Source organism: Stenotrophomonas sp. AGC87, from assembly GCF_057333975.1.
On the sequence record NZ_JBHFHW010000043.1, the window covers coordinates 113,123 to 137,896 of the forward strand.

21 protein-coding genes are annotated in these 24,774 nt (G+C 67.4%); 18 read left to right on the plus strand and 3 right to left on the minus strand.

Going from position 1 to position 24,774, the window contains the following annotated elements; genetic code table 11:
• Nucleotides 1-218 precede the first annotated feature (218 nt).
• From ACE026_RS19600 to ACE026_RS19620, 5 genes are all read left to right on the plus strand, one after another.
• Complete coding sequence (locus tag ACE026_RS19600) at nucleotides 219-611, plus strand: RidA family protein (RefSeq protein ID WP_121039448.1); 393 nt, start codon at nucleotides 219-221, stop codon at nucleotides 609-611.
• Nucleotide 612: 1 nt separating this feature from the next.
• Nucleotides 613-2,724 carry an ATP-dependent DNA helicase RecG gene (recG, locus tag ACE026_RS19605; protein ID WP_486040503.1) on the plus strand — a complete coding sequence of 704 codons (2,112 nt, stop codon included), beginning with the start codon at nucleotides 613-615 and terminating at the stop codon, nucleotides 2,722-2,724.
• 312 nt (nucleotides 2,725-3,036) lie between these two features.
• Nucleotides 3,037-3,972, plus strand: coding sequence for a nucleoside hydrolase (locus tag ACE026_RS19610; protein ID WP_088432679.1), 936 nt, complete (start codon nucleotides 3,037-3,039; stop codon nucleotides 3,970-3,972).
• Nucleotides 3,973-4,084: 112 nt separating this feature from the next.
• Nucleotides 4,085-4,345, plus strand: coding sequence for a type B 50S ribosomal protein L31 (locus tag ACE026_RS19615; RefSeq protein WP_019183873.1), 261 nt, complete (start codon nucleotides 4,085-4,087; stop codon nucleotides 4,343-4,345).
• A gap of 226 nt (nucleotides 4,346-4,571) precedes the next feature.
• Nucleotides 4,572-5,939 carry a citrate synthase gene (locus ACE026_RS19620; RefSeq protein ID WP_486040504.1) on the plus strand — a complete coding sequence of 456 codons (1,368 nt, stop codon included), beginning with the start codon at nucleotides 4,572-4,574 and terminating at the stop codon, nucleotides 5,937-5,939.
• A gap of 67 nt (nucleotides 5,940-6,006) precedes the next feature.
• Here ACE026_RS19620 and ACE026_RS19625 read toward each other — a convergent pair whose 3' ends face one another.
• Nucleotides 6,007-6,792, minus strand: coding sequence for an AraC family transcriptional regulator (locus tag ACE026_RS19625; RefSeq protein WP_486040505.1), 786 nt, complete (start codon nucleotides 6,790-6,792; stop codon nucleotides 6,007-6,009).
• A gap of 95 nt (nucleotides 6,793-6,887) precedes the next feature.
• Here ACE026_RS19625 and ACE026_RS19630 point away from each other — a divergent pair, with 95 nt between their 5' ends.
• A complete protein-coding gene (locus ACE026_RS19630) occupies nucleotides 6,888-7,652 on the plus strand; it encodes an alpha/beta fold hydrolase (protein ID WP_486040506.1) in 765 nt (254 codons plus the stop codon).
• An 18-nt stretch (nucleotides 7,653-7,670) separates the two neighbouring features.
• Here ACE026_RS19630 and ACE026_RS19635 read toward each other — a convergent pair whose 3' ends face one another.
• On the minus strand, nucleotides 7,671-8,318 hold the full coding sequence (locus ACE026_RS19635; RefSeq protein WP_486040507.1) for a hypothetical protein: 648 nt from the start codon (nucleotides 8,316-8,318) through the stop codon (nucleotides 7,671-7,673).
• A 182-nt stretch (nucleotides 8,319-8,500) separates the two neighbouring features.
• Nucleotides 8,501-10,930 carry a penicillin-binding protein 1A gene (locus tag ACE026_RS19640; RefSeq protein WP_486040508.1) on the minus strand — a complete coding sequence of 810 codons (2,430 nt, stop codon included), beginning with the start codon at nucleotides 10,928-10,930 and terminating at the stop codon, nucleotides 8,501-8,503.
• Nucleotides 10,931-11,153: 223 nt separating this feature from the next.
• Here ACE026_RS19640 and ACE026_RS19645 point away from each other — a divergent pair, with 223 nt between their 5' ends.
• The 12 genes from ACE026_RS19645 (at nucleotide 11,154) to ACE026_RS19700 (ending at nucleotide 24,679) form a co-directional block, all read left to right on the plus strand.
• Nucleotides 11,154-12,212 carry a pilus assembly protein PilM gene (locus tag ACE026_RS19645; protein WP_019183880.1) on the plus strand — a complete coding sequence of 353 codons (1,059 nt, stop codon included), beginning with the start codon at nucleotides 11,154-11,156 and terminating at the stop codon, nucleotides 12,210-12,212.
• Complete coding sequence (locus ACE026_RS19650; RefSeq protein ID WP_486040509.1) at nucleotides 12,212-13,069, plus strand: PilN domain-containing protein; 858 nt, start codon at nucleotides 12,212-12,214, stop codon at nucleotides 13,067-13,069. Before ACE026_RS19645 ends, ACE026_RS19650 begins: the two co-directional genes overlap by 1 nt.
• Entirely contained in the window at nucleotides 13,066-13,740 is a 675-nt protein-coding gene (locus tag ACE026_RS19655) for a type IV pilus inner membrane component PilO (RefSeq protein ID WP_486040510.1), read from the plus strand. Before ACE026_RS19650 ends, ACE026_RS19655 begins: the two co-directional genes overlap by 4 nt.
• Before the next feature lie 38 nt (nucleotides 13,741-13,778).
• The gene (locus tag ACE026_RS19660; RefSeq protein ID WP_226956626.1) at nucleotides 13,779-14,273 is read left to right on the plus strand and encodes a pilus assembly protein PilP; all 495 of its coding nucleotides are present in this window, start codon (nucleotides 13,779-13,781) and stop codon (nucleotides 14,271-14,273) included.
• Nucleotides 14,274-14,293: 20 nt separating this feature from the next.
• A complete protein-coding gene (locus ACE026_RS19665) occupies nucleotides 14,294-16,270 on the plus strand; it encodes a type IV pilus secretin PilQ (protein WP_486040511.1) in 1,977 nt (658 codons plus the stop codon).
• Between the two features lie 139 nt (nucleotides 16,271-16,409).
• On the plus strand, nucleotides 16,410-17,432 hold the full coding sequence (locus ACE026_RS19670; RefSeq protein ID WP_121041204.1) for an AAA family ATPase: 1,023 nt from the start codon (nucleotides 16,410-16,412) through the stop codon (nucleotides 17,430-17,432).
• Nucleotides 17,433-17,437: 5 nt separating this feature from the next.
• Nucleotides 17,438-18,361, plus strand: coding sequence for a DUF58 domain-containing protein (locus ACE026_RS19675; RefSeq protein WP_486040512.1), 924 nt, complete (start codon nucleotides 17,438-17,440; stop codon nucleotides 18,359-18,361).
• On the plus strand, nucleotides 18,358-18,819 hold the full coding sequence (locus tag ACE026_RS19680; RefSeq protein ID WP_486040513.1) for a DUF4381 domain-containing protein: 462 nt from the start codon (nucleotides 18,358-18,360) through the stop codon (nucleotides 18,817-18,819). The genes ACE026_RS19675 and ACE026_RS19680 overlap by 4 nt, the downstream gene beginning before the upstream one ends.
• Before the next feature lie 5 nt (nucleotides 18,820-18,824).
• Nucleotides 18,825-19,823: a vWA domain-containing protein gene (locus ACE026_RS19685; protein ID WP_486040615.1), complete on the plus strand. Its 999-nt coding sequence runs from the start codon at nucleotides 18,825-18,827 to the stop codon at nucleotides 19,821-19,823.
• On the plus strand, nucleotides 19,820-21,568 hold the full coding sequence (locus ACE026_RS19690) for a VWA domain-containing protein (protein ID WP_486040515.1): 1,749 nt from the start codon (nucleotides 19,820-19,822) through the stop codon (nucleotides 21,566-21,568). The genes ACE026_RS19685 and ACE026_RS19690 overlap by 4 nt, the downstream gene beginning before the upstream one ends.
• Nucleotides 21,565-23,268, plus strand: a complete 1,704-nt coding sequence (locus ACE026_RS19695; protein WP_486040516.1) for a BatD family protein — start codon at nucleotides 21,565-21,567, stop codon at nucleotides 23,266-23,268. The genes ACE026_RS19690 and ACE026_RS19695 overlap by 4 nt, the downstream gene beginning before the upstream one ends.
• Before the next feature lie 67 nt (nucleotides 23,269-23,335).
• Nucleotides 23,336-24,679, plus strand: coding sequence for a dicarboxylate/amino acid:cation symporter (locus tag ACE026_RS19700; protein WP_486040517.1), 1,344 nt, complete (start codon nucleotides 23,336-23,338; stop codon nucleotides 24,677-24,679).
• Nucleotides 24,680-24,774: the final 95 nt, after the last annotated feature.

A 24,774-nucleotide genomic window follows, 5' to 3' on the forward strand; every position in this document is an offset into this window, starting at 1 on the left:
CTGTAAGCTCGTGTGTTGCCATCCATGGCAACACACGGTCCCGCCCCGGCCCACCCGTCACCTCCCTGCCAAGGAGTACTGCGAGGCGGTAAGTGGGAGACGTACCCGGGTTTCGGCCAGGACGGTTAATCGCGGCTGTGACGAGGGCGGTGGCTGGCGCCTGCCCGGGGCGCGTGACCGGTACAATCGCGTTCCCCCTTTTGAATCGTGGAGCTTCCATGTCCCGTCAGATCATTACCAGTGCCAAGGCCCCGGCGGCCATCGGTCCGTATTCGCAGGCTGTGCGTGCGGGCAATACCGTGTATTTCTCGGGCCAGATTCCGCTGGATCCGGCCACCGGTGACATCGTGGGTGTGGGCGATATCGAGGCGCAGGCCCGCCGTGCGTTCGACAACCTGAAGGCCGTGGCCGAAGAGGCCGGTGGTTCGCTGGATCAGATCGTGCGTCTGGGCCTGTACCTGACCGATCTGGGCGAGTTCGCCAAGGTCAATGCGGTCATGCAGGATTACTTCAAGGCGCCGTTCCCGGCACGTTCGACCATCGAAGTGGCGGGTCTGCCGAAGGCCGCCAACTTCGAAGTCGATGCGGTGATGGTGCTCGACCAGGCCTGACGTGGCGCGGTCACGGGCTCCTGCACCGGCGCTGGCCGCAGCCGGGGAGGCATCGTTGTCGATGCTCTCCGGTATCGGGCCGGCGGTGGCGATCAAGCTGGCCGCCCGTGGCCTGTCGTCGCTGCAGGATCTGTGGCTGCATCTGCCGCTGCGCTATGAAGACCGTACCCGGCTGACCACCATTGCCCAGTTGCAGCCGGGTGTGGCGGCGCAGGTGGAGGGGCGGGTGAGTGCGGTCGAGCGCGGGTTCCGCTATCGGCCGGTGCTCAAGGTCGCGATCGAGGATGATTCGTACGGCACGCTGGTGCTGCGTTTCTTCCACTTCCGCGCCCAGCAGGTCGCGCAGTTTGCCGTGGGCACGCGCGTCCGCTGCTACGGCACCGCCAAGCCCGGCCATCACGGGCTGGAGATCGTCCACCCCAGTTACCGGGTAATGGGCGGCAATGAAGAGGATGCGCTGGGCGACAGCCTCGATCCGGTCTATCCGGCGGTCGAGGGAGTCGGGCCGGCGACGATGCGTAAATTCATCGGGCTGGCGCTGGACAAGTTGCCGGAAGAATCCACGCTGGAACTGCTGCCAGCCGGTTGGTTGTCGGGGCTGGGGTTGCCCTCGCTGCGCAGTGCGCTGCTGACCGTGCACCGCCCACCGCCGGACGCCGATATGGTGGCGCTGGCCGCGGGCCGGCATCCGGCCCAACGCCGGTTGGCCATCGAAGAACTGCTGGCACACCACCTGAGTCTGCGCCGGCAGCGCATGGCGTTGCAGGCGCATCACGCGCCATCGCTGCGCGGGCAGGGTGCGTTGGTGGCGCAGCTGCGCGACAGCCTGCCGTTCCAGCTGACCGGTGCGCAGCAGCGCGTGTTCGAGCAGATCCGCAAGGACCTCGCCAAGGCGCATCCGATGTTGCGGCTGGTGCAGGGCGATGTCGGCTCGGGCAAGACCGTGGTGGCCGCGTTGGCGGCGATGCTGGCGGTGGAGCGGGGCAAGCAGGTCGCCTTGGCCGCACCCACCGAACTGCTGGCCGAGCAGCATATGAACAATCTGCGCGCCTGGCTGGAGCCGCTGGGCGTGCGCACCGCATGGCTGGCCGGCAAGGTCACCGGCAAGGCGCGCACCAAGGTATTGGCTGAGGTCGCCTCGGGCGAGGCGCAGGTGGTGGTCGGTACACATGCGCTGATGCAGGACAGTGTGGTCTTCAAGGATCTCGCGCTGGCGATCGTCGATGAGCAGCACCGTTTCGGCGTACACCAGCGGCTGGCGCTGCGCGACAAGGGCGCGGACGGGCGCAGCGTGCCGCACCAGCTGGTGATGACCGCGACACCGATTCCGCGCACCCTGGCGATGTCCGAGTACGCCGATCTGGATGTCTCGGCGATCGACGAACTGCCGCCCGGGCGTACGCCGGTGCAGACCGTGGCGCTCAACAATGATCGCCGGCCGGAGCTGATCGAACGCATCGCGGTCGCCTGCCGCGAAGGCCAGCAGGTGTACTGGGTCTGCACGCTGATCGAAGAAAGCGAAGAGCTCGATGCGACCCCCGCCCAGGCCACGTTCGAATCGTTGCAGGCGCTGCTGCCGGGCGTGCGCGTGGGGCTGGTGCACGGGCGGCTGAAGGCGAGTGAGAAGCTCGCCACGATGGTTGCCTTCAAGGCCGGTGAGATCGATCTGCTGGTGGCCACCACGGTGATCGAAGTGGGCGTGGACGTGCCCAATGCCTCGTTGATGATCATCGAGAACGCCGAGCGTCTCGGCCTGGCCCAGTTGCACCAGCTGCGCGGCCGGGTAGGGCGTGGCTCGGCCGTGTCGCGTTGCGTGCTGCTCTACCAGGCGCCGTTGTCGAACATGGCGCGCGAGCGGCTGGAAACGATGCGGCAGACCAACGATGGCTTCCTGATCGCCGAGAAGGATCTGGAGCTGCGTGGCCCGGGCGAATTGCTGGGCACACGACAGACCGGCCTGGCCGGCTTCAGGATGGCCGATCTGGCCCGCGACGCGGATCTGCTGCCGGGCGTGCACGACCTTGCCGAGCGGCTGCTGACCGAAGCGCCTGACGTGGCCGATCAGGTGGTGCGGCGCTGGATCGGCACGGCCGTGCGGTACGCATCGGCGTAGAGCGCGGGCGGTCGGCAGGGGAGCGAGGGCGGGCACACGTCCCTCCACGATCAGAGCCGTTTCGCGGCTGGTAGGCCTGTCGGCAAAATCAAGGAGGAGGTAGCCGCCGCCAGGCGGATACCGGGGGACATTTGCAGACAGGCCTGCCGGCCGCGAAGTGGCCCATCCGATTGCGGTCGAGTAATCGAAGCAGGAGCCACGCACATTCAAGGCCAGTCGGCTTTGTGGCCAACGTGAGGTGTGGGCGGGCACCGCCTTGTATTTGTCATGACGGGGTGCGAAAGTCCCTTGCCGATTATCAAGACGGCAACGATGAGCAAGAAGATTCCGCTGTTGATCGACACCGACCCCGGTGTCGATGATGCCCTGGCCCTGTTGATGGCCTTCGCCGATGAGCGCCACGATATCGTTGGCCTGACCATCGCCGCCGGCAACGTAGGCCTGGACCACACGGTCCGCAATGCCCTGAAACTGTGCGAAGTGGCTGGCCGCGACGATGTGCCGGTCTACGCCGGTACCGCCGACCCGCTGCTGCACCCGTCCGTCGATGCCGCCCATGTGCACGGCGCCGATGGCTTTGGCGATGTGAACCTGCCGGCCGCCAAGCGCCAGGCCGAGGCCGAGCACGCCGCGCTGGCGATCCTGCGCCTGTCGCACGAATACGCCGGTGAGCTGTTCCTGGTCGCACTCGGCCCGCTGACCAACCTGGCTCTGGCCCTCAAGCTCGACCCGACCCTGCCGCAGCGCGTGAAGCGCTTCCTGGTCATGGGCGGGGCGGTGACCTGCCACGGCAACATCACCCCGGCCGCCGAGTTCAACATCGCCTTCGATCCGGAGGCGGCGCACATCGTGTTCACCGGCTTCCCGCATATCGAAGTGGCCGATTGGGAGGCCACCGTCGCCCACGGCCTGCTGCATGCGGACGTCGAGCAGTGGCTGGCGGCCGATAGCGACAAGGCCCGTTTCTACGAGCTGATCTCGCGCCAGACCCGCCTGTGGTCCGAAGACAGCCGTGGCGAGCGCTGGTACGCCGCCGATGCCCTGGCGATGGCCTGGGCGCTGCAGCCGGAAGGCGCGCTGCGGGTCGAATCGCGTCCGCTGAACGTGGAACTGGCCGGTGTGCACAGCCGGGGTGCTACCATTGTCGACTGGAACCGCCAGACCGGGCAGCCTGACAACACTCAGCTGCTGATGGCCTACGACCAGGGTCGCTTCGAGGCCCAGGTGAGGGCGGCACTCGGCGTCTGATGACGCCGCTGCGGCGGACCTTTCGCACGGTTGATGGACCCGGCTTGCCCTTTGCGGCGGCCGGGACTATAATGCCGCTCTTGACCACCAGCCCTTATTACGGTGCGCGCCCATGAAGGCCGATATTCATCCTGCTTACCGCGACGTGGTTTTCCACGACGTTACCTCTGATTTCAAGATCCTGACCCGTTCGACCATGTCCACCAAGGACACGATCAAGTGGGAAGACGGCAACGAGTATCCGCTCGTCAAGGTTGAAATCTCCTCGGCTTCGCATCCGTTCTACACGGGCAAGCACAAGGTGATCGACACCAGCGGCCGTATCGACAAGTTCCAGAAGCGTTTCGGCAAGCCGGCGCCGACCGCGGCCTGATCTGTCGACGCAGCTGCTTGAAAACAACGGTCGCCTTGGCGGCCGTTGTTTTTTGTTGTTTCCGCTTTGCTGAACGCCAGGTGAGGCCTGCATGCCCCGCCGACGGAACGCTGTGTCCGTGCGTTGGCGCGAGCCCTTGTGCGCGCTGGGATAGCGCCTGCGGCGAGGTCTGGAACCTGCGTCTACGACTTCCGTCCTAGGGCGTCGAAAATGTTGCTGTGCGATAATGGCGGGATCCACGATAACGATCGTGGACTTCCTTCACGTGCCTGACCCATGCGCTTGGGCGGGCGCCTTCCCTCGAGGAGCGCACACAGTGTCCGATCTTGATCAGGTCACGCTCAACGCCGGCGAAAAGTCGGTTGTTCTGCCCGTCATCAAACCTACGCTCGGCAACGATTGCGTCGATATCTCGAAGCTGACCAAGGAAACCGGTCTCTTCACGTACGACTCCGGCTTCACCGCCACCGCCAGCTGCAAGTCCGCCATCACCTATATCGACGGTGACAAGGGCGTGCTGCTGTATCGCGGCTATCCCATCGAGCAGCTCTCGGAAAAGTCGAGCTACGTCGAAGTGGCCTACCTGCTGATCAACGGCGAGCGTCCGAGCGCCGAGCAGCTGAAGGCCTTCACCGACGAGCTGGCCGCCGAAGCCGATGTGGATCCGTCGATCAACACGCTGATCGGCAGCTTCGCCAAGGATGCCCATCCGATGGCCATCCTGACCGCCGCCATCGCGCAGCTGTCGGGCATCTACCACGCCTCGCTGGACCTGTCCGACGCCGAACAGCGTCGCCACGCCGCGGTGCGCCTGATTGCCAAGGTGCCGACCCTGTCGGCCCTGATCTACCGCCACGGCAAGGGCCTGCCGGCCAACAAGCCGGACACCTCGCTGGATTACGTCAGCCGCTTCCTGAAGCAGACCTTCGAGTCGGCCGATGGCCAGTACGAGCTGAACCAGGACGTGGTCAAGGCGCTGGATCTGCTGTTCATCCTGCACGCCGATCATGAGCAGAACGCCTCGACCTCGACCGTGCGTCTGGTCGGTTCGACCGGTGCCAACCCGTACGCGTCGGTCGCCGCTGGCGTCACCGCGCTGTGGGGTCCGGCCCACGGCGGTGCCAACGAAGCCGTGCTGAAGATGCTGGAAGAGATCGGTTCGGCCGACAACGTCGAATCGGCCGTGCTCAAGGCCAAGGACAAGACCTCCGGCTTCCGCCTGATGGGCTTCGGCCACCGCGTGTACAAGAACTTCGACCCGCGCGCCAAGGTCATCGGTGTGATGACCGGCAAGGTGCTGGAACAGCTGGGCGTGCAGGATCCGCTGCTGGACGTGGCCGTCAAGCTGGAGCAGGCCGCGCTGCAGGACGACTACTTCGTCGCCCGCAAGCTGTACCCGAACGTCGATTTCTACAGCGGCATCATCTACAAGGCGCTGCAGATCCCGACCGAAATGTTCACCGTCATGTTCGCCCTGGGCCGTACCTCCGGCTGGGTCGCACATTGGCTGGAACAGCAGGTCGATCCGGAAATGAAGATCGGCCGTCCGCGCCAGGTCTACACCGGTAGCGACGTGCGCGACTACCAGGGCTGATCGCTCCGGCAGGTTGTGTTGAAAGCGCCCCGCATTGCGGGGCGTTTTTTTGTCTGTGCGGCTGTGGCTACGTCGTCCGGCGCGTCTCCACATACCGGCTGGGTGCTTCGCCGAGCACGCGGCGGAATGCCGAGGTGAACGCACTTGGGCTGGCGTATCCCAGATCCAGTGCGATCCGGGTGACCGGCTGCCCGGCACCCAGGCGTTCGATGGCGGCGAGCAGGCAGACCTGCTGGCGCCATTCGGCAAACCCCACCCCGGTGTCCGCGCGGAACTGGCGGGTGAACGTGCGTCGGCTCATACCCGCTTCGGCGGCAACCTCATCGAGCGAGGCGGCGATCGAGGGCGCATCGAACAGCGGCTGGCAGGCGCGCACAAGGCGCGGGTCGCGGGGCAGCGGTGCATGCAGTGACAGGCGTGGCATCGCTGCGATCTCGGCGACCAGCAACTGCATCAGCCGGCCGGCACGCCCCTCCAGGTCGTACAGTGCCGGCAGGTCGACCGCATCGTCCATCAGGTGCCGCAGCAGCGCCGATACGGCATACACGCCGCAGCGCGTCGGCAACCGGACCGTTGCCACTTCTTCCGCTGCCACGAACACGTTGAGCATCGTGACCGGACCACGCATCGCCATCGCGTGCGCAACGCCTGCCGGCACCCAGCACGCGCGCTGTGGTGGCACCAGCCAGTGTCCTTCGGGTGTGGTGAGGCTGATGGTGCCGCGCGAGGCAAACGCGAACTGACCGCGCCGATGCGCGTGATCGGGGAAGACGGATCCGGCGGCGTAGTCATTGGCGGTGACCACCACGGCGCGCGGTAGATCTTCAAAGGGATCGAGCAGGGTATTGCGCATGGCCCGGATTCTATAGGTATTGACCTGGTATCGAAGGTGGGCCGCGCGCCGACGCCCTACGATCATCGCCCAGCCTTTTTCCTGACGATGCCGCCATGCCCCCCACCTTTCATCGCGTCGGCACTGGCGCCCATCCTGTCCTGGTCCTGCACGGCTGGTTTGGCGACGCGCACGCGTTCGAACCGATCGAGCCGTGGCTGTCCGGTGAGGAGTTCACCTATGTGTTCATGGACTGCCGCGGCTACGGCGGGATGCGCGATGTGCGTGGCAACTACACCATCGACGAGATCGCCAACGACGCGCTGACCTTGGCCGACACGCTGGGCATCGAGACCTTCAGCCTGATCGGGCATTCGATGGGCGGCATGGCCATCGAGCGCATCGCGGTGCTCGCCCCGGATCGCGTGCGCGCGCTGGTCGCCGTGGCGCCCGTGCCGTGCGGCGGCATCGCCTACGATTCACCCACGCGGCAGTTGCTCGAAGCGGCCGCGGGCAGCGTGAGCATCCGCCGGGGCATCATCGACCGCAGCACCGGTGGACGGTTGCCCGCCGCGTGGCTGGACTGGAAGGCGCAGTACTCAATGGCGCACGCGTCGCCGGAGGCATTCGCGGCGTACTTCCCGGCCTGGGCGGACACGGACTTCCGCACGGAGATCATCGGCCGACATCCGGTGAAGGTGCTGATCGGTGAGCACGATCCGGTGTTCAACGCGGCATTGATGGACAGGACCTACCTGCGCCGCTATCGGCAGGCAACCCTGGAGGTGCTGGAAAATGCGGGTCACTACCCGATGAATGAGACGCCGCTTGCCCTGGTTGCGGCGATCGAGCGCTTTCTGGTCCCGTTCGCCGAGGCCTGAAGGAGGTCGCGCGTAGTCTCACCCACGGCCCAGGTAACCCTCGATCTCGCCGTCGGCCAGCAGCTCACGCAGCTGCGTGGCCCCCCCGCGCCGCATCGGCTTCTCATCGATGGCCGACAGCGGCGGTTGGCGCAGGCCATCGTAAGGCAGCACGGCGATGTCGAAGGTCAGATCCTCGGCACTGAATACCCAGACCGGTGCATCCAGGCTGCGTTCGCGGTCCAGCCGCAGCCGGCGCGTGCGCGATTCGGCCGGGATGCCATGCTCATCGAGGTAGCGTTGCACGGCATCGGCATCATCGCTGTGTACCTGCAACTGCACGGGGCTGTTGGCATCGGCGGTGCCGTCCAGCACCGGGCCGCACAGGCGCGGTGAGAAGGCGTGCAGGAAGTCCATCGCGCGCAGGGCGGCCTCGCGGCGCTGGCGCAGCTGCGCGCCATGGTCGGCACCGGCGAACAGGCGCTGGTACTCGCGCAGGGCGTCTTCGATCTCGGTGTTGCGGGGCAGGGAGGCATCGTCATGGATGCCGAGCCGGGTGGCGGCCTTGAGCTTGGCCTGGTGATAGTCGCGGATGCCGCCCTCGGCCATCAGACGGGCGGCTTCATGCGCCAGTTGGTGGCGACGCTCACGGGTCTGGGTGGCTGCATGCTGACGGGCTCGATGCATGACCGGTACTCCTTGGCGACCTGCACGGCAATGTACACCGGCGATGTGACAGGCAGGTAGAGCCACCCCATGGGTGGCTGTGCCTGCGTTCAAGGATTACGTGCAGCCACCCATGGGGTGGCTCTACCGCGGCGATGGGGCGGACGATACGCGGGGGCGCCGGGCGTACCCGGCGCATGCGGTCAGAAGATATCGAACGCCGCGTCGTCGGCCTGCGGGGTGTGGCTGTTGAAGTCGTACTCCTCCAGCTTCTCCATGTCCTCCACCTTGACCCACTCGGTCGCACCGTTGAGCGTGGCCTGGACCATGCCCGAGGGCGGCTCGTTCTGCGCGATCGGGGTGTCCTTCAGTGCAACGCGCATGTACTCGATCCAGATCGGCAGGGCGGCGCGGCCGCCGTACTCGCGGTAGCCGAGCGAGCGGAAGTCGTCGCGGCCGACCCACACGGTGGTCGCGTAGGGGCCACCGAAACCGGAGAACCACGCATCGCGGTGATCGTTGGTCGAGCCGGTCTTGCCGCCCACGTCTTCGCGGCCGAGCACCTTGGCCGCGGTGCCGGTGCCGCGCTGGACCACGTCGCGCATCATCGAGTTGAGCTGGTATGCGGTACGCGCATCGATCGCGCGCGGGGCGACCTTGGCATCCGGGTTCACCGGCACCGGCGTTTCGGCGGCGGCGGCGGACGTGGCCTGCTGCGGCTTGGCCGGCGCGGCATTGGCCGCCGGTGCGGAGCCGAAGTTGAAGCCATCCACCACCTGGCTGACCGGCACCCCGCTGGTGCCGGCGCAGTCGCGGCAGGCGATGGCCGGGTTTTCCTTGAAGACTTCCACGCCGTCGCGGTCGGTGACGCGGTCGATCAGCCAGGTGTCCACGCGCGAGCCGCCGTTGGCGAACACCGCGTAACCACGTGCCACCGAGAGCGGGGTCAGCGAGGCGGTGCCCAGCGACATCGACAGGTTCGGCGGCAGCTCGGCCTCGGCGAAGCCGAACTCGCTGATGTACTTGCGCGCGTAATCCACGCCCATGCCGTCAAGCAGGCGCACCGAGACCAGGTTGCGCGACTGCACCAGCGCTTCACGCAGGCGCATCGGGCCGCGGAAACCGCCGCCGTCGTTCTGCGGCGACCAGGTCTTGCCGCGGCGGTCGCGGAACACGACCGGGGCATCGAGCACGATCGAGGCCGGGTTGAAGCCCTTGTCGAAGGCGGCCGCGTAGATGAAGGGCTTGAAGCTCGAGCCCGGCTGGCGCCGCGCCTGGGTGGCACGGTTGAACTTGTTGCCGGAGAAGCTGAAGCCGCCCACCAGTGCCTTCAGTGCGCCGTTTTCAGCGTCCAGCGAGACCAGCGCGGCCTGGCCGCGCGGGATCTGGTCGAGCAGCCACTCGCCTTCCTTCTCGCCGGCGCGCACGCGCACGATGTCGCCGCGGGTGACCAGCTTGGCCGGGGTCTTGTTGGTCCAGCGGGCGGCGCTGGCCGGCAGCACCACTTCGCTGCGGTTGCCCAGCACCACGGTCGCGCTGCCATCGGCGGCGGTGGCTGCCACGATCGCCGGCAGCAGGCCGGTCTGCGCCGGAATGCCGGACAGCTTGGTGGCCAGCGCGGCGGCATCGGCGTCGGCCGGCACCTCCACGTGCTGCTCCACGCCATGCCAGCCGTGGCGGTGGTCGTAGGCCAGCAGGCCATCGCGCACCGACAGATTGGCCGCGGTCTGCAGCTCGGCGTTGATCGTGGTGGTCACGTGGTAACCCTTGTTGACCACGTCGCCGCCGAAGCGGGCGATCATTTCCTGGCGCACCAGCTCGGCCACGTAAGGCGCTTCGACCTGCACCGGCGGCTCGTGCGCGGTGGCATGCATCGGCACGGCCTTGGCCGCGTCGGCCTCGGCCTGGGAGACGAAGCCCAGGCTGGCCATGCGCTGCAGCACATAGAAGTCGCGGCGCTCGCGGGCACGCTCGGGGTTGCTGATCGGGTTGCCCGAGGAGGGGAACTTGGGGATGCCGGCCAGCGAGGCCATCTCATCCAGATCCAGCTCGCCCAGCTTCTTGCCGTAATAGAACTCGGCCGCGGCGGCCACGCCATACGCGCGGTTACCGAAGAAGCTCTTGTTGAGGTACAGCTCGAAGATCTCGTCCTTGCTCAGCTCGCTCTCGATCTTGCGTGCCAGCAGGATCTCGGCCAGCTTGCGGGTGTAGCTGTATTCCGAGCTCAGGAAGAACTGGCGGGCGACCTGCTGGGTGATGGTCGAGCCACCGGGCACGCGCCTGTCATTGGTGGTGGCCAGCAGCCAGACCGCGCGGCCGATGCCCTTGTAGTCCACGCCGCCATGCTCGTAGAAGCGGGCATCCTCGGTGGCGAGGAAAGCCTGCTTGAGGCGCTCGGGGACGTCCTTCATGGTGATGGGAGTGCGCCGGGTTTCCCCGAACACCGCCATCAGCTTGCCATCGCTGGCATAGACGTACATGGGCTCCTGCATCTCCACGTCGCGCAGGGTCTGCACGTCCGGGAGCTTGGAGGAGACGGCGTAATACAGGCCACCGGCAACCGCGGCGCCGATCAATGCCAGGACCAGGAACGCGACCAGCATCCAGCGCAGCCAACGGCGAAGACGTGTCATCAGTGACAGATTCCGATTGCGAATTTCGTGGTCGCAGAGTATAGATTACGCAAGGGAACGGCTGGGGGTGTTCCCGGGGAGAGCAGTCGATCACCGTCTGGGGACGCGTGAAATGAGCCGTAGCGCTCGTTTTACAGCTTGACGGTTGCGATTTGCAAAAAAAACGTTATTAATGCGCGGTCGCAGGTTCTGCGTCCAAGTGCCCATCGGCAGGGGAGAAACCGTGGGGCTTATCCCAAAAAGCCAGTCGCCTCTTATCGGCGTCGATATCAGCTCGACTGCAGTAAAGCTGTTGCAGTTATCCCGCAGCGGCAATCGTTTCCGCGTGGAACATTACGCTGTGGAACCACTTCCGCCGAATGCGGTCGTGGAAAAGAACATCGTGGAGGTCGAAGCGGTCGGGGAGGCCATTCGACGTGCCGTGAACCGCTCTGGAACCAAGGCACGGCACGCCGCCGCGGCCGTGGCCGGCTCGGCCGTGATCACCAAGCTGATCCCGATGCCCGCCGATCTGGACGAGAACGACATGGAAGCCCAGGTCGAGCTCGAAGCGGTCAACTACATCCCGTACCCGATCGAGGAAGTGAACCTCGATTTCGAAGTGCTGGGTGCGATTCCGAACAACCCGGAAATGGTCCAGGTGCTGTTGGCCGCCTCGCGTTCAGAGAACGTCGAGCTGCGCCAGTCGGCGCTGGAACTGGGCGGGCTGGTGGCACGGGTCATGGACGTGGAGGCCTTCGCGGTCGAGAACGCCTTTGCCCTGGTCGCCAGCGAGCTGCCGGTGGCCAGTGATGGCGTGGTCGCGCTGGTGGACATCGGCGCCACCATGACCACCCTGAACGTCCTGCGCGGTGGCCGCAGCCTGTACAGCCGCGAGCAGGTATTCGGCGGCAAGCAGCTGACCGACGAAGTGATGCGCCGGTATGGGCTGACCTACGAAGAAGCCGGGCTGGCCAAGCGCCAGGGCGGGTTGCCGGAAAGCTACGAGATGGAAGTGCTCGAGCCGTTCAAGGAAGCCACGGTCCAGCAGATCAGCCGTCTGCTGCAGTTCTTCTATGCGGGCAGCGAGTTCAACCGGGTCGATCACATCGTGCTCGCCGGCGGTTGCGCGGCCCTGACCGGCCTGCCGGACATGGTGGAAGAGCAGCTGGGCGTGGCCACCGTGGTGGCCAACCCGCTGGCACAGATGACGCTCGGCCCGAAGGTACAGGCACACGCCCTGGCCCAGGATGCCCCGGCGCTGATGATCGCCACCGGTCTGGCGCTGAGGAGCTTTGACTGATGGCGCGCATCAATTTATTGCCCTGGCGCGCCGAGCGGCGCAAGCAACGCCAGCGCGACTTCTACGCCATGCTCGGTGCCGCCGCCATCGGTGGGTTGCTGCTCTCGCTGTTGATCTGGTTCTACTACGACCGTCAGGTCAGCGGGCAGAGCGATCGCAACACCTTCCTGCAGGCCGAGATCGAGAAGGTCAAGGAGCAGAACAAGGAGATCGAGCGCCTGGACCGCCAGAAGGACCGCCTGCTGGCGCGCAAGGCCGTGATCGAGGAACTGCAGGCCAAGCGCTCGCAGATGGTGCATCTGTTCGATGCGCTGGTCCGGACCATCCCCGACGGGGTGGTGCTGACCACGCTCAAGCAGGAGGGCGACGTGCTGACCCTGGAAGGCCGCACCCAGTCCAATGCCCGTGTCAGTGCTTACATGCGCAACCTGGAAAGCTCGGGCTGGATGACCAATCCGGAGCTGTCGATCATCGAGGCCAAGGCGCCGGAGCGTGACAAGGCCGGTGCCGCCAGCAGCCCGGTGGCGGACATCAAGTCGCTGCCGTACATGTTCGTGGTCAAGGTGAATCTGCCGGCCCAGAGCAGCGTTACCGAGCTGGCCGCCGATGGCAGCGTGATCGAGCCGACCGCCGATCCGGCACCGCCGGGCGCTACCCCGGTTCCGCCGGTGGCCCCGTTGTCGCCGGCCCCGGCGCCCAACGCACCGGCCTCGCCCGATGCCGCTGATCCGGCCCCGCCGGCCGGCAACAGCCGCATCGTGCCGCCCACGCCCACGCCCACCCCCACGCCCACGCCCTCCGCGCAACCTGCCCAACCGGCGGCGCCGGCCCCGGCCCAGAAGGGGGCCGCCGCATGAGCCAGAAGATCAACCTCAAAGAGCTGGACTTCAACAACATCGGCAATTGGCCGCAGAAGGCCAAGGTGGTGTTCTGCGTGCTGCTGGCGCTGTTCATCATGATCATGGCCTGGTTCCTGCTGATCAGCGGCAAGCGCGATGAGCTCGCGTCGCTGGAAAGCACCGAGACCCAGCTGCGCACCGAGTTCGAGAAAGAGCAGGGCCGCGCGGTCAATCTGGAGCCGCTCAAGCAGCAGCTGACCCAGATGGAGCAGGTGCTGCAGCAGATGCTGCGCCAGCTGCCCAGCAAGACCGAGATGCCCGATCTGATCATCGACATCTCCCAGACCGCGTTGTCCAGTGGCCTGTCCAACGAGTTGTTCCAGCCCGGTGCGGAGCAGCCCAAGGAGTTCTACGCCGAAAAGCCGATCGCCCTGCGCATGGTGGGCAGTTACCACCAGTTCGGCGCGTTCGTCAGCGGTGTGGCCTCGTTGCCGCGCGTGGTCATCCTGACCATGCACGACATCAACCTGAAGCCGAAGGATCCCAAGACCGGCATCACCGCCCGCAGCGGTGCGCTGGAGCTGTCCGGAACGGTCAAGACCTACCGTTACCTGGATGATGTGGAGATGGAAGCCCAGGAGAAGGCCGCCGCCGAGAAAGAAAAGGCTGCGAAGGGAGGCCGGAAATGAGCCCTCTGACGTCGACCGCACGGGTAGGTGGCCTGTTGATGGTCGTGCTGCTGGCCGGCTGCGCACGCGGCGTGACCAGTACGCCCGGCGATGCACCGAACCTGGAGAAGTGGGTGGCCGACGTGCGTGCACGTCCGGCACCGCCGCTTGAGCCGCTGCCGGTGATGCAGCAGTTCGAGACGTTTGAATATTCCGCGCAGGGGATGCGCGACCCGTTCACCGACGCCTGGACCAATCCGCAAGGGGGATCGGGGCTGCGTCCGGATCCGAACCGCCGCAAGGAGCCGCTGGAAGATTTCCCGCTGGACAGCCTGGACATGGTGGGTTCGATCGGCCGTGGGGGCGGACTCGTCGTACTGGTGATGGCACCGGACAAGGTCACCTATCGGGTGCGTCCGGGCGTCTATCTGGGGCAGAGCGACGGGCGGGTGACCGGGGTCTTCGAGGACCGGATTGAGCTGATTGAACTGGTGCCGGATGGCGCGGGTGGCTGGCTGGAACGGCCGGCAACGCTCGCGCTTGAAGATCAATGAATGATTATGGGGATAGCACGATGACCTTTTCCAACGCCATGCGGCTGCGTTCCGTCCGGCGCCAGAAGTTGCTCCACCTGTGCGCGCTGGGAGTCGCGCTCATGGTGGCCAACGGCACGCTGATGGCGGCCACGCCCAGCGGCGCAGTGCCCAAACCGGCGGCCACCACCGCGCCGGCGACCGCGCCGGCCTCGCTGTCGGTGTCCAAGATCGACTTCAAGCGCGGCGACGATGGCGCCGGCCGGCTGATCCTGCAGTTCGATGGCCAGGGCGCGAGCCCGGATCTGCGCAGCCAGGGCAACAGCGTCGTCATCGACGTCGGCAACGCACGCCTGCCGGAAAACCTGCAGAAGTCGATCAACGTGACCGACTTCGCCACGCCCGTGCAGCGCATCGATCCCAAGCCGTATGGCGGCGGCACGCAGCTGGTGCTCAACACCAACACCGCGTTCGAGTCGCTGGCCTACCAGAGCGGCAACGAATACGTGGTCGAGATCAGCCCGCGCCAGGCCGCCCCGGCGACGGGCGCGGTCACCGCCACCTCGGTCAGCCAGGCCGCGGCGGCCCTGGGCCAGCGCGGCTACAGCGGCAAGCCGGTCACCTTCAACTTCCAGGACGTGCCGGTACGTACCGTGCTGCAGCTGGTCGCGGAGGAATCCAACCTCAACGTGGTCGCCTCCGACAGCGTGCAGGGCAACGTAACCCTGCGCCTGATCAACGTGCCGTGGGACCAGGCGCTGGACATCGTGCTGCGGGCCAAGGGTCTGGACAAGCGTCGCGATGGCGGCGTGATCTGGGTGGCACCGCAGCCGGAACTGGCCAAGTTCGAGCAGGACAAGGAAGACGCGCGCATCGCGATCGAGAACCGCGAGGATCTGGTCACCGATTACGTGCAGATCAACTACCACAACGCCGGGGCGATCTTCAAAGCGCTGACCGAAGCCAAGGGGATCGGCGGCAGCAGCGGTGGCAGTGGTGGCAGCTCGCAGGAAGACAGCGGGTTCCTGTCCTCGCGCGGCCGTATCGTGGCCGACGAGCGCACCAACACCCTGATGATCAGCGACATTCCGAAGAAGATCGCGCGCATGCGTGAGCTGATCAGCGTGATCGACCGTCCGGTCGACCAGGTGCTGATCGAGAGCCGGATCGTGATCGCCACCGATACCTTCGCACGTGAACTCGGCGCCAAGTTCGGCATCAGTGGCAGCCGCCAGGACGTGTTCTTCGGGGCCAACACCGATCAGAACCACAACAACATCAACGATCGCGGCACCAAGGACACCGAGTACCAGAAGGCGATCAACGAGTGGGTGGCCGGTGGCCGTACCGGCGCGATCCCGGTGCGTGGTGCGACCAAGTTCGCCGAAGGCCTGAACTGGAACCTGCCGGTGGCGGCGATCAACAACCCCGGTTCGCTGGCGCTGTCGATCCTCAATGCCGGTTACCTGCTGGATGTGGAGCTCTCGGCGATGCAGGCCGAATCGCGCGGCGAAGTCATCTCCAACCCGCGCGTGGTGACCACCAACCAGCGCGAAGCGGTGATCAAGCAGGGTAAGGAAATCGGCTACGTCACCATCAGCGGTGGTGGTGCGGCCGGCGCCGCGGCCCAACCCAACGTCCAGTTCAAGGAAGTGGTGCTGGAGCTGAAGGTCACCCCGACCATCACCAACGACAACCGTGTGTTCCTCAACATGGCGGTCAAGAAGGATGAAGTGGAGAGCTACATCCTGCTGGCAGGCTACGGCCAGGTCCCGACCATCAACCGCCGCGAAGTGAACACCGCGGTGCTGGTGGACGACGGCCAGACCGTGGTGATCGGTGGCGTGTACGAGTTCACCGACCGCACCAGCATCAACAAGGTGCCGTTCCTGGGCGACGTGCCGTTCCTGGGCAATCTGTTCAAGAAGCGCAGCCGCAACAAGGACAAGGCCGAACTGCTGGTGTTCGTGACCCCGAAGGTACTGCGCGTGGCCAAGGCCAATCCGGCCGTCAACTGAGCCGCACCGCTGCTGCAATGACGAAAGGGCCGCCACGTGCGGCCCTTTCTGCGTTCAGCCAATCTTGATGTCGTAACCGGCGCTGTCCTGCCATCATGGCGATGGAACCTCTGCCCACCGTGGAGGTCACATGGATGCCATGAATCTGCCGCCCCCCATGCCCGATACCCCCACGCCCGCTCCGGTGGAGCACGACCGCCTGCATGAGGCCTTCCGCGCGCTGCGCGACGGCCTGTCCTCCGAGATCGTCGGCCAGAGTGCGCTCGTCGAGCGCCTGCTGACTGCCTTGCTGGCCGATGGCCACCTGCTGGTCGAAGGTGCTCCCGGCCTGGCCAAGACCACGGCGATCCGTGCGCTGGCCGCCCGGCTGGATGCGGATTTTTCACGCGTGCAGTTCACCCCGGATCTGCTCCCGGCCGATCTGACCGGTACCGAGATCTGGCGCCCGCAGGAAGGTCGCTTCGAATTCGTGCCCGGCCCGATCTTCCATCCGATCCTGCTTGCCGACGAAATCAACCGTGCCCCGGCCAAAGTGCAGTCCGCGCTGCTTGAAGCGATGGGCGAACGCCAGGTCACCGTCGGCCGCCATACCTATCCGCTGCCGTCGCTGTTCCTGGTGATGGCCACGCAGAACCCGATCGAGCAGGAGGGCACCTTCCCGCTGCCCGAAGCCCAGCTCGACCGTTTCCTGATGCATGTAAGGATCGGATATCCGGATTCGGAGGCGGAAACCGAAATCCTGCGCCTGGCCCGCGAGCGTGCGCGCGAAGCGCTGTCCACCCCGGCCGCCGCGCCCGCCCGCATGCCGTTGAGCGATGTGTTCGCCGCACGCAAGGCCGTGCTGTCGCTGCATGTCGCGCCCGCGCTGGAGCGCTATCTCATCGAGATCGTGCTGGCCTCGCGCGATGCCGCGCGTTACGACCCGGCGCTGGCCCGGCGCATCGCGTGGGGCGCGAGCCCCCGTGGCTCGATCGCGCTGGAGCGCTGCGCCCGCGCCCGGGCCTGGCTGGCCGGCCGCGACTTCGTTACCCCGGAAGATGTGCGCAACGTCGCGCCCGACGTGCTGCGGCACCGCGTGCTGCCCAGCTATGAAGCCACCGCCGAAGGCTGGGATGGCGAGCGCCTGGTCGCCGAGCTGCTGGCCCGCGTGCCGGCGCCCTGAGCGCGATGGATACGCCCGTGCATACGGCTACGCCGCTGGAAGGCGATGGCCTGCGGCCGAGTCTGGCCGAACTGGTGGCGCTGCGCCGCAGCGCGCACCGCGCGCCGCCGGCACGGCGTGGCCGGCTGGGTCACGCCGGCAGTGCGCCGTCGCCCGCGCGCGGGCGGGGGATGGAATACGCCGAGTCCCGCGACTATGTACCGGGCGATGACGCGCGGCATATCGACTGGCGCGTCACCGCGCGTACCGGGCGTGCGCATACCAAACTCTTCCAGGCCGAGCGCGAACGCTTGACGCTGCTGGTCGCCGATACCGATCCGGTGCTGTATTTCGGCACCCGGGTCCGCTTCAAATCCGTGCAGGCCGCGCGCGTCGGTGCGGTTGCGGCGTGGTTGGCGCAGCGCCAGGGAGACCGCCTGGCTGCGGTGCGTGGCAGCACCCAGGAGCCGCCGATCGCACCGGCCGGGGGCACCCGCGGTGTATTGCGCGTGCTTGACGCCCTGACCCGCTGGTATGCCGAACCGCCTGCCGAGGACGCCGGCCTGGATCGTGCGCTGGAGCAGGCGGCACGTCTGCTGCGCCCCGGTGCCCGTGTGGTGGTACTGGCCGATCCAGCGCGTGCCGCCACCATCAGCAGCGCACGCTGGGCGGCATTGGCGATGCACCACGAGGTGGTGGTGATGCTGATGGTCGATCCGCTGGAGCTGGCACCGCCGGCCGATGCGCTGCCATTTCTTTCGCAGGGCCGTCGCGTGCTGCTCGATCTGGGCAGTGCCGCGGTGCGGGAGCACTGGCGCGAACGCTTCGTCGCGCCCCTGGAAGCGTTGCAGACGGCCCTGGCCGCCCGCCGCATCCAGGCGCACGTGGTGGCCACCGACGATGCCAGCGACAGCTGGCTCAGCCCGCTGCCGACCGCGGTGGTGGCATGAGCGCCGCCGCATCGCTGCCGCTGCGCGATGTGCAACTGCCGCCGTCACCGCCGTGGTGGCCGCCCGCGCCGGGCTGGTGGCTGGTGTTCGGCGTGATCGTGCTGGTGGTGGCGGGAATCTGGGTCTGGCACTGGCGCCGGCGACGTGCACGCCAGCGCTGGCTGGATCTGTTCGATGCCCAGGTCGCGCAGGCCGGTTCGCCGGTGCTGGAAGTGGCGGCGATCGCCGAGCTGCTGCGCCGCGCGGCACGTCAGTACCAGCCCGGTGCGGAACGTCTGCAGGGCAACGCGTGGCTGGCGTTCCTGGATGAGAAGAACAGCCGGGCCTTTTCCGAGGGCGATGGTGCGCTGCTGCTCGAGGGTGGCTATCGACCGAGCGTGGATGCCGAGGCGGTACGGCGGCTGCGCGTGCTGGCCCGCCGCCGTTATCTGTCGCTGCTGACGGAGCGGCGCCGATGATCGCGATGACATTGCCGGCGTGGTTGAGCTGGGTGGACAGCCTGGCGTGGCCGTGGATGTTGTGGGGGCTGCCGGTGCCGATCCTGATGCGCTGGTGGCCATCGCGGCCCGGCGCGGGGGCCGCGTTGCGGGTGCCGTATGCGGCCGATCAGCTGCAGTCGCTCGGGGCTGCCTCGGGCGGCACCGGGCCACGACTGGGGCGCGCGCTGTTGTGGCTGGCGTGGGCCTGCCTGTGCGTGGCCGCCGCGCGACCGCAGCAGCTGGGTGAAGCGGTGACGCCGCCACAGCAGGGCCGGCAGATGATGCTGGCGGTGGACGTCTCCGGCAGCATGAGCGAAGCGGACATGATGCTCGGCAATCAGGTGGTCGAGCGGCTGACTGCAGCCAAGGCCGTGCTCGCCGACTTCCTCGACCGCCGCGTCGGCGACCGCGTCGGCCTGCTGATCTTCGGTGAGCGTGCCTATACGCTGACCCCGTTGACGGCCGACCTCACCAGCGTGCGCGACCAGCTGCGCGACAGCGTGGTCGGCCTGGCCGGGCGCGAGACCGCGATCGGCGATGCGATCGCGCTGGCGGTCAAACGCCTGCGCGAACAGCCGCAAGGGCAGCGCGTGCTGATCCTGCTGACCGACGGGGTCAGCAATGCCGGCGTGCTTGAACCGCTGCGCGCGGCCGAGCTGGCCCAGGCCGAAGGCGTGCGCGTGTATACAGTGGCCTTCGGCGGCGACGGGGGCATCAGCCTGTTTGGCGTGCAGATCGCCCCCGGCGAAGACCCGGTCGACGAAGCGACCCTGAACAAAATTGCCGAGCTCACCGGCGGCCGCTCGTTCCGTGCGCGCAACACCGATGAGCTGGCCGGCATCTATGCCGAGCTGGAACGGCTGGAGCCGGTCAAATCGGCCGGCCCGGCGGTGCGCCCGCGGATTGAACGCTACGCCCCGCCGCTGGCACTGGCGTTGCTGCTGGCCGGCTTGGCGTGGTTGTTGCCGAGGCGCTGGACATGAGCGCGAGCTGGAACGCCCTGCACTTTGTCCGCCCCGATGCCTTGTGGGCGCTGCTCGTGCTGCCACTGCTGGTCGCGATCTGGTGGCTGCGTCGCCGTCGCGCCAATGTCTGGCGCCAGACGGTGGATGCGCATCTGCTGCGCCATCTTCTGGTCGGCCGCGACCGTCGCGCCTGGGGCGGGTTGATCCTGCTGCTGCTCGGCACGGCGATCGCCATCGTGGCGCTGGCCGGTCCTTCGTGGCGACAGGTCGCGCAGCCGCTGTGGCAGACGCCGTCGCCGCTGGTGGTCGCGCTGGATCTCTCTTCGCGGGTGACCGCGACCGATCTCCCGCCGTCGCGCCTGCTGCAGGCGCGCGCCAAGCTGGCCACGCTGCTGCGCGAGCGCCAGGGCGGCGAAGTCGCGCTGCTCGTATACGCCGACGATGCCTATGCCGTGGCGCCGCTGACCGACGACATGGCCAATGTCGCGCTGTATCTGGATGCGCTGGCACCGGACGTGATGCCGCGCGATGGCCAGCGTGCCGACCGTGCGCTGGAGACGGCGGTGAAGCTGCTGCAGCAATCCGGCGCACGCGGTGGCGATATTCTCCTGCTGACCGATCGCGCCGATGCAGATGCAGAGCAGGCCGCAGCCTCGGCACGCGCGCAGGGCTTCGTGGTCTCCGTGCTCGGGCTGGGGACGCCGCAGGGCGCGGCCTACCGCAACGGCGAGGGTCAGATCGTGCCGGCGCGGCTGGAGGAGGGCACGCTGCGGGGTGTCGCCAGCCGTGGCGGCGGCCGCTATGCGCGTATCGCCTCCGATGACAAGGATCTCGCGGCGCTCGACGTGTTGACCCCGCGGGTCAGTGCCGATGACAGCCGCGAAGGGCAGGGCCGCACCTGGCGGGATGAGGGGTTCTGGCTGTTGCCACCGCTGATGCTGCTGGCCTTGTTCGCCTTCCGGCGGCGCGGCGCGCTGGCGGTGCTGGTGATGATGGCGGCACTGCCGCTGGCGCTGCCGACGACGGCACACGCCGCCGAGGGAACGTGGTGGCAACGCGCCGACCAGATTGACCAGCAGCGCCTGTCCACCGGTGTGGATGCGTACCGCAAGGGTGATTTCAAGGCGGCGCAGCAGCAGTTCGAGGGCATCGATACCGATGCCGGCTGGTACAACCTGGGCAACGCGCTGGCGCGACAGGGCCAGTACGACGCCGCCATCGAGGCTTACGACCGTGCGCTGAAGCAGCATCCAGGCATGGCCGATGCGGTCGCCAATCGCGCCGCCGTCGAGGCCGCCCGCAAGCGCAAACCGCCACAGAACAACGATCAGAACAACGATCAGAAGGACGGGAAAAAGCCGCCCTCCGATCAGCCCGAACCCGGCAAGAACCCGGGTCAGGGTAAAGACGGTCAGTCCTCGCCGCCGCAGGACAAAGGCGAACAGGGTCAGTCACCGCCGCCCGCATCCGGTGATCCAAAGGATGGCCAATCCGAGGGCGGAAACTCGCCGCAGGCCGCCGACAGCCAGGCGCAGGCCCACGCTGACGCGGCCCAGCGCGAGCGCATGCAGCAGGCGATGCAGCGCCAAGGGCAGAACGACGGCAACGACAAGGCGCAGGGCCAGGTCAGCGGCACCCCGCAGCAGCGTGAGCAGCAGCAGGCGGTCGAGGCCTGGATGCGGCGGGTACCGGATGACCCCGGCAGCCTGCTGCGGGCCAAGTTCCAGCTGGAAAACGAACGCAGGAAACGGGAAGGGCGATGACACATTCCACGATACAGCGCTGGTTGCGCGCCGGGCTTGCCCTGCTGCTGTGCGCGAGCATGGCCGTGCACGCGCAGACCCGCGCCTGGCTCGACCGCGAGCAGATCACCGACAGCGATACCGTCACCCTCAACATCGAATCCGATGCGGGCGGCGGCGCGCCGGATTATGGCCCGCTGCGGACCGACTTCGATCTCAGCAGCCAGACCAGCAGCCGCCAGGTGCAGTGGAGCAACGGCGCGACGACCTCGCGCGCGCTGTATGCCGTCGCGCTCAGCCCGAAGCGCACCGGTACCCTGCAGATTCCCGCCCTGCAGGTGGGCAGCAGCCGCACTCAGCCGCTGACCCTGCAGGTCGGCGCCAGCAGCGCGTCGGCCCCCACGGCGGCCAGGGGGGATGCCGCGGCCTTCCTCGAAACCGAGGTCGACGATCCCACGCCCTATGTGCAGCAGAGTGTCGGCGTGGTGGTGCGCCTGTTCTACGCCGCGCAACTGCTCAGTGGCGAACTGGTGCTCGATACACCGGCCGGCGCCTCGCTGCAGCGGGTGGGCGACGACCGCACCCTGGTGCGCGAGGTCAATGGGCGCCGCTACAACGTGGTGGAGCGGCGCTTCCTGCTGATTCCCGAGCGCAGCGGGCCGCTGGTGCTGCCGGCGGCGCAGTTCAACGGGCGCAGCGCAGGCGGCTTCTTCAACGACATGTTCGGTGGCGATGGTCGCCTGCGTGCCGCATCGGCCGAGCGCACGCTGCAGGTCCAGGCGCAACCGGCCTCTGCACCGCAGCCGTGGCTGCCGCTGCACGGGTTGCGCCTGCGCTACACCGCAGCGCCCACCACCGGCCGTGCCGGTGAGGCGGCCACGATCGTGGTGGAGGCCGTGGCCGATGGCGCGACCAAGGCGCAGTTCCCTGAGCTGCCCGTGCCTGATGTCGGCCCCGGCGCGCAGGTGTTCGCCGAGCCGCCGCAGTTCGATGAAACCTTCAACGGCAACACCCCGCAGCTCAAGCTGACCCGGCGCTTTGCGATCGTGCCGCGTCAGGCCGGACCGCTGACGGTCCCGGGCCTGCGCATGGCGTGGTGGGACGTGGCGGCCGGGCAGCCGCGCAGCGCCAGCCTGCCGGACCTGCCACTGGACATCGCCGCCGGAGTCGCCGGCAGTGCCTCACCCACCCTGCCGGTGGACACCACCTCGGCCCTGCCGGGCGAGCCGGCGGCATCTTCCACCGACCTGCAGCTGGCGCCGGCGCAGGGCGCGTCACGGCCGTGGGGCTGGATCGGGCTGTCGGCCGGCCTGGCCGTGCTGTGGCTGCTGACCCTGGTCTGGGGCTGGCGCCAGCGCGGGCGCCCGGTTGCCGTGCGCGGTGCCGAAGGCGGCGTTCCCGCCGCCGCGGCAGGCAGCGCGTACACCCGCGCCGATCTGCGCCGTGCCATGGAAGCGGGCGGGCTCGATGAGATCGTCGCGGTGCTGGCGGGCATGGGCGGTGTGCAGACCCTGGAGCAGGTGCTGGAGCACCTCGACGATGCCCAGCAGCGCGAGGCGTTGGTCCAGATGCAGCAGGTCCGCTGGGGCGGGCAGGGCGGCGATGTCGGCCAGGCCCGGCAGGACCTGCGGCGCGCCTTCCATGACGGACCACACTGGCGGGTGCGTGCGGCCGCCCAGAACAATGGCCTCGCGCCGTTGTACCCATCTGCGCATTCATAAAAAGGCGTGTCGGTCAGGGCGGCCGCCTTTGCTAAGCTGATTTCATTTTTTCGAGGAACGCCGCTCCATGACTGAGGCCGCAACGACCCGGCAGAAACTGCCTTTGCATTGGAAAATGGGCATTGGCTTCATCATCGGCCTGGTCCTCGGGCTGACCGTCCATGCCCTCGGTGGCAGCATCGACGGCCTGCATACCGGTGCCAAGTGGGTGATGGATTACATCACCACCCCGGCCTCGGGCCTGTTCCTCAATCTGATCTTCATGCTGATCGTGCCGCTGATCTTCTCGGCGCTGATCATGGGTGTGTCGGAGATGGGCGACATCCGCGCCCTCGGCCGCATCGGCTGGAAGACGCTTGCCTACACCATCCTGCTTTCCGGCATCGCCGTGGGCATCGGCCTGGTGCTGGTCAACGTGCTCAAGCCCGGTGCGGGCGTGGACCCGGTCGTGGCCGCGCAGATGCTCACCGAGAACGCCGAGCGCAGCAAGGAAATCGTCGCCGGTATCCATGGCACGCCGAAGGGCATGGACATGCTGCTGTCGATCGTGCCGAGTAACGTAGTCGAGGCCGCGTCGAGCAACGGTGCGATCCTGTCGCTGATGTTCTTCGCGCTGATGTTCGGCATCGGCATGGTGCTTTCGCCTGAAGAGAAGGTGGCCCCGCTGCGTCGTGCCATCGAAGGCATCTTCGAAGTCTCGATGACCCTGATCAACCTGGTCATCCGCCTGGCCCCGTACGCCGTTGCCTGCTTCATGTTCAACCTGGCCGCCCTGTTCGGCTTCGAGCTGATCATCCGCCTGGGCGCCTACGTGGGCGTGGTCGTGCTGGCGCTGGGCCTGCACATGGTGGTGACCTACGGCGTGGCCGTGTGGCTGTCCGGCCGCTCGCCGCTGGCGTTCTTCCGCGACACCCAGGAGGCCACCGTGATGGCCTTCTCCACCGCCTCCAGCAACGCCACCCTGCCGACCGCGCTGCGCGTGGCCGACCAGATGGGCCTGCCGCAGAAGGTCTCGCGCTTCGTGCTGACCGTGGGCGCCACTGCCAACCAGAACGGCACGGCGCTGTTCGAGGGCGTGACGGTGATCTTCCTGGCGCAGTTCTTCGGCGTGGACCTGAGCATCGGCCAGCAGTTCATGGTCATGGCGGTCTGCATCCTGGGCGGCATCGGCACCGCCGGCGTGCCCTCCGGCTCGCTGCCGGTGGTGGCGATGATCTGCGCCATGGTCGGCGTGAACCCGCTGGGCATCGGCCTGATCCTGGGCGTGAACCACTTCCTGGACATGTGCCGTACCGCGCTGAACGTCACCGGCGACTTGGCCCTGACCACCCTGGTGGCCAAGGGCGAGGTGGACGATGGCCCGGTCGTGGCCGCGGTGGCCCCGGCACCCGCCCCGGCCCCGCGCGACTGAGCCTGCGCAGGCCTGCGGGTTCCCGACGCCCCGCCTTGTGCGGGGCGTTGTCGTTAAGGGCCTGGCCTGTCTCCGGCCTGACCCCGCCGATCACC

Coding starts and splice junctions, on each gene's coding strand:
- ACE026_RS19600 (WP_121039448.1), top strand. CDS start 219: ATGTCCCGTCAGATCATTACCAGTGCCAAGGCCCCGGCGGCCATCGGT.
- ACE026_RS19610 (WP_088432679.1), top strand. CDS start 3,037: ATGAGCAAGAAGATTCCGCTGTTGATCGACACCGACCCCGGTGTCGAT.
- ACE026_RS19615 (WP_019183873.1), top strand. CDS start 4,085: ATGAAGGCCGATATTCATCCTGCTTACCGCGACGTGGTTTTCCACGAC.
- ACE026_RS19620 (WP_486040504.1), top strand. CDS start 4,572: ATGGCGGGATCCACGATAACGATCGTGGACTTCCTTCACGTGCCTGAC.
- ACE026_RS19625 (WP_486040505.1), bottom strand. CDS start 6,792: ATGCGCAATACCCTGCTCGATCCCTTTGAAGATCTACCGCGCGCCGTG.
- ACE026_RS19630 (WP_486040506.1), top strand. CDS start 6,888: ATGCCCCCCACCTTTCATCGCGTCGGCACTGGCGCCCATCCTGTCCTG.
- ACE026_RS19635 (WP_486040507.1), bottom strand. CDS start 8,318: ATGCATCGAGCCCGTCAGCATGCAGCCACCCAGACCCGTGAGCGTCGC.
- ACE026_RS19640 (WP_486040508.1), bottom strand. CDS start 10,930: ATGACACGTCTTCGCCGTTGGCTGCGCTGGATGCTGGTCGCGTTCCTG.
- ACE026_RS19650 (WP_486040509.1), top strand. CDS start 12,212: ATGGCGCGCATCAATTTATTGCCCTGGCGCGCCGAGCGGCGCAAGCAA.
- ACE026_RS19655 (WP_486040510.1), top strand. CDS start 13,066: ATGAGCCAGAAGATCAACCTCAAAGAGCTGGACTTCAACAACATCGGC.
- ACE026_RS19660 (WP_226956626.1), top strand. CDS start 13,779: ATGGTCGTGCTGCTGGCCGGCTGCGCACGCGGCGTGACCAGTACGCCC.
- ACE026_RS19665 (WP_486040511.1), top strand. CDS start 14,294: ATGACCTTTTCCAACGCCATGCGGCTGCGTTCCGTCCGGCGCCAGAAG.
- ACE026_RS19670 (WP_121041204.1), top strand. CDS start 16,410: ATGAATCTGCCGCCCCCCATGCCCGATACCCCCACGCCCGCTCCGGTG.
- ACE026_RS19675 (WP_486040512.1), top strand. CDS start 17,438: ATGGATACGCCCGTGCATACGGCTACGCCGCTGGAAGGCGATGGCCTG.
- ACE026_RS19680 (WP_486040513.1), top strand. CDS start 18,358: ATGAGCGCCGCCGCATCGCTGCCGCTGCGCGATGTGCAACTGCCGCCG.
- ACE026_RS19685 (WP_486040615.1), top strand. CDS start 18,825: ATGACATTGCCGGCGTGGTTGAGCTGGGTGGACAGCCTGGCGTGGCCG.
- ACE026_RS19690 (WP_486040515.1), top strand. CDS start 19,820: ATGAGCGCGAGCTGGAACGCCCTGCACTTTGTCCGCCCCGATGCCTTG.
- ACE026_RS19695 (WP_486040516.1), top strand. CDS start 21,565: ATGACACATTCCACGATACAGCGCTGGTTGCGCGCCGGGCTTGCCCTG.
- ACE026_RS19700 (WP_486040517.1), top strand. CDS start 23,336: ATGACTGAGGCCGCAACGACCCGGCAGAAACTGCCTTTGCATTGGAAA.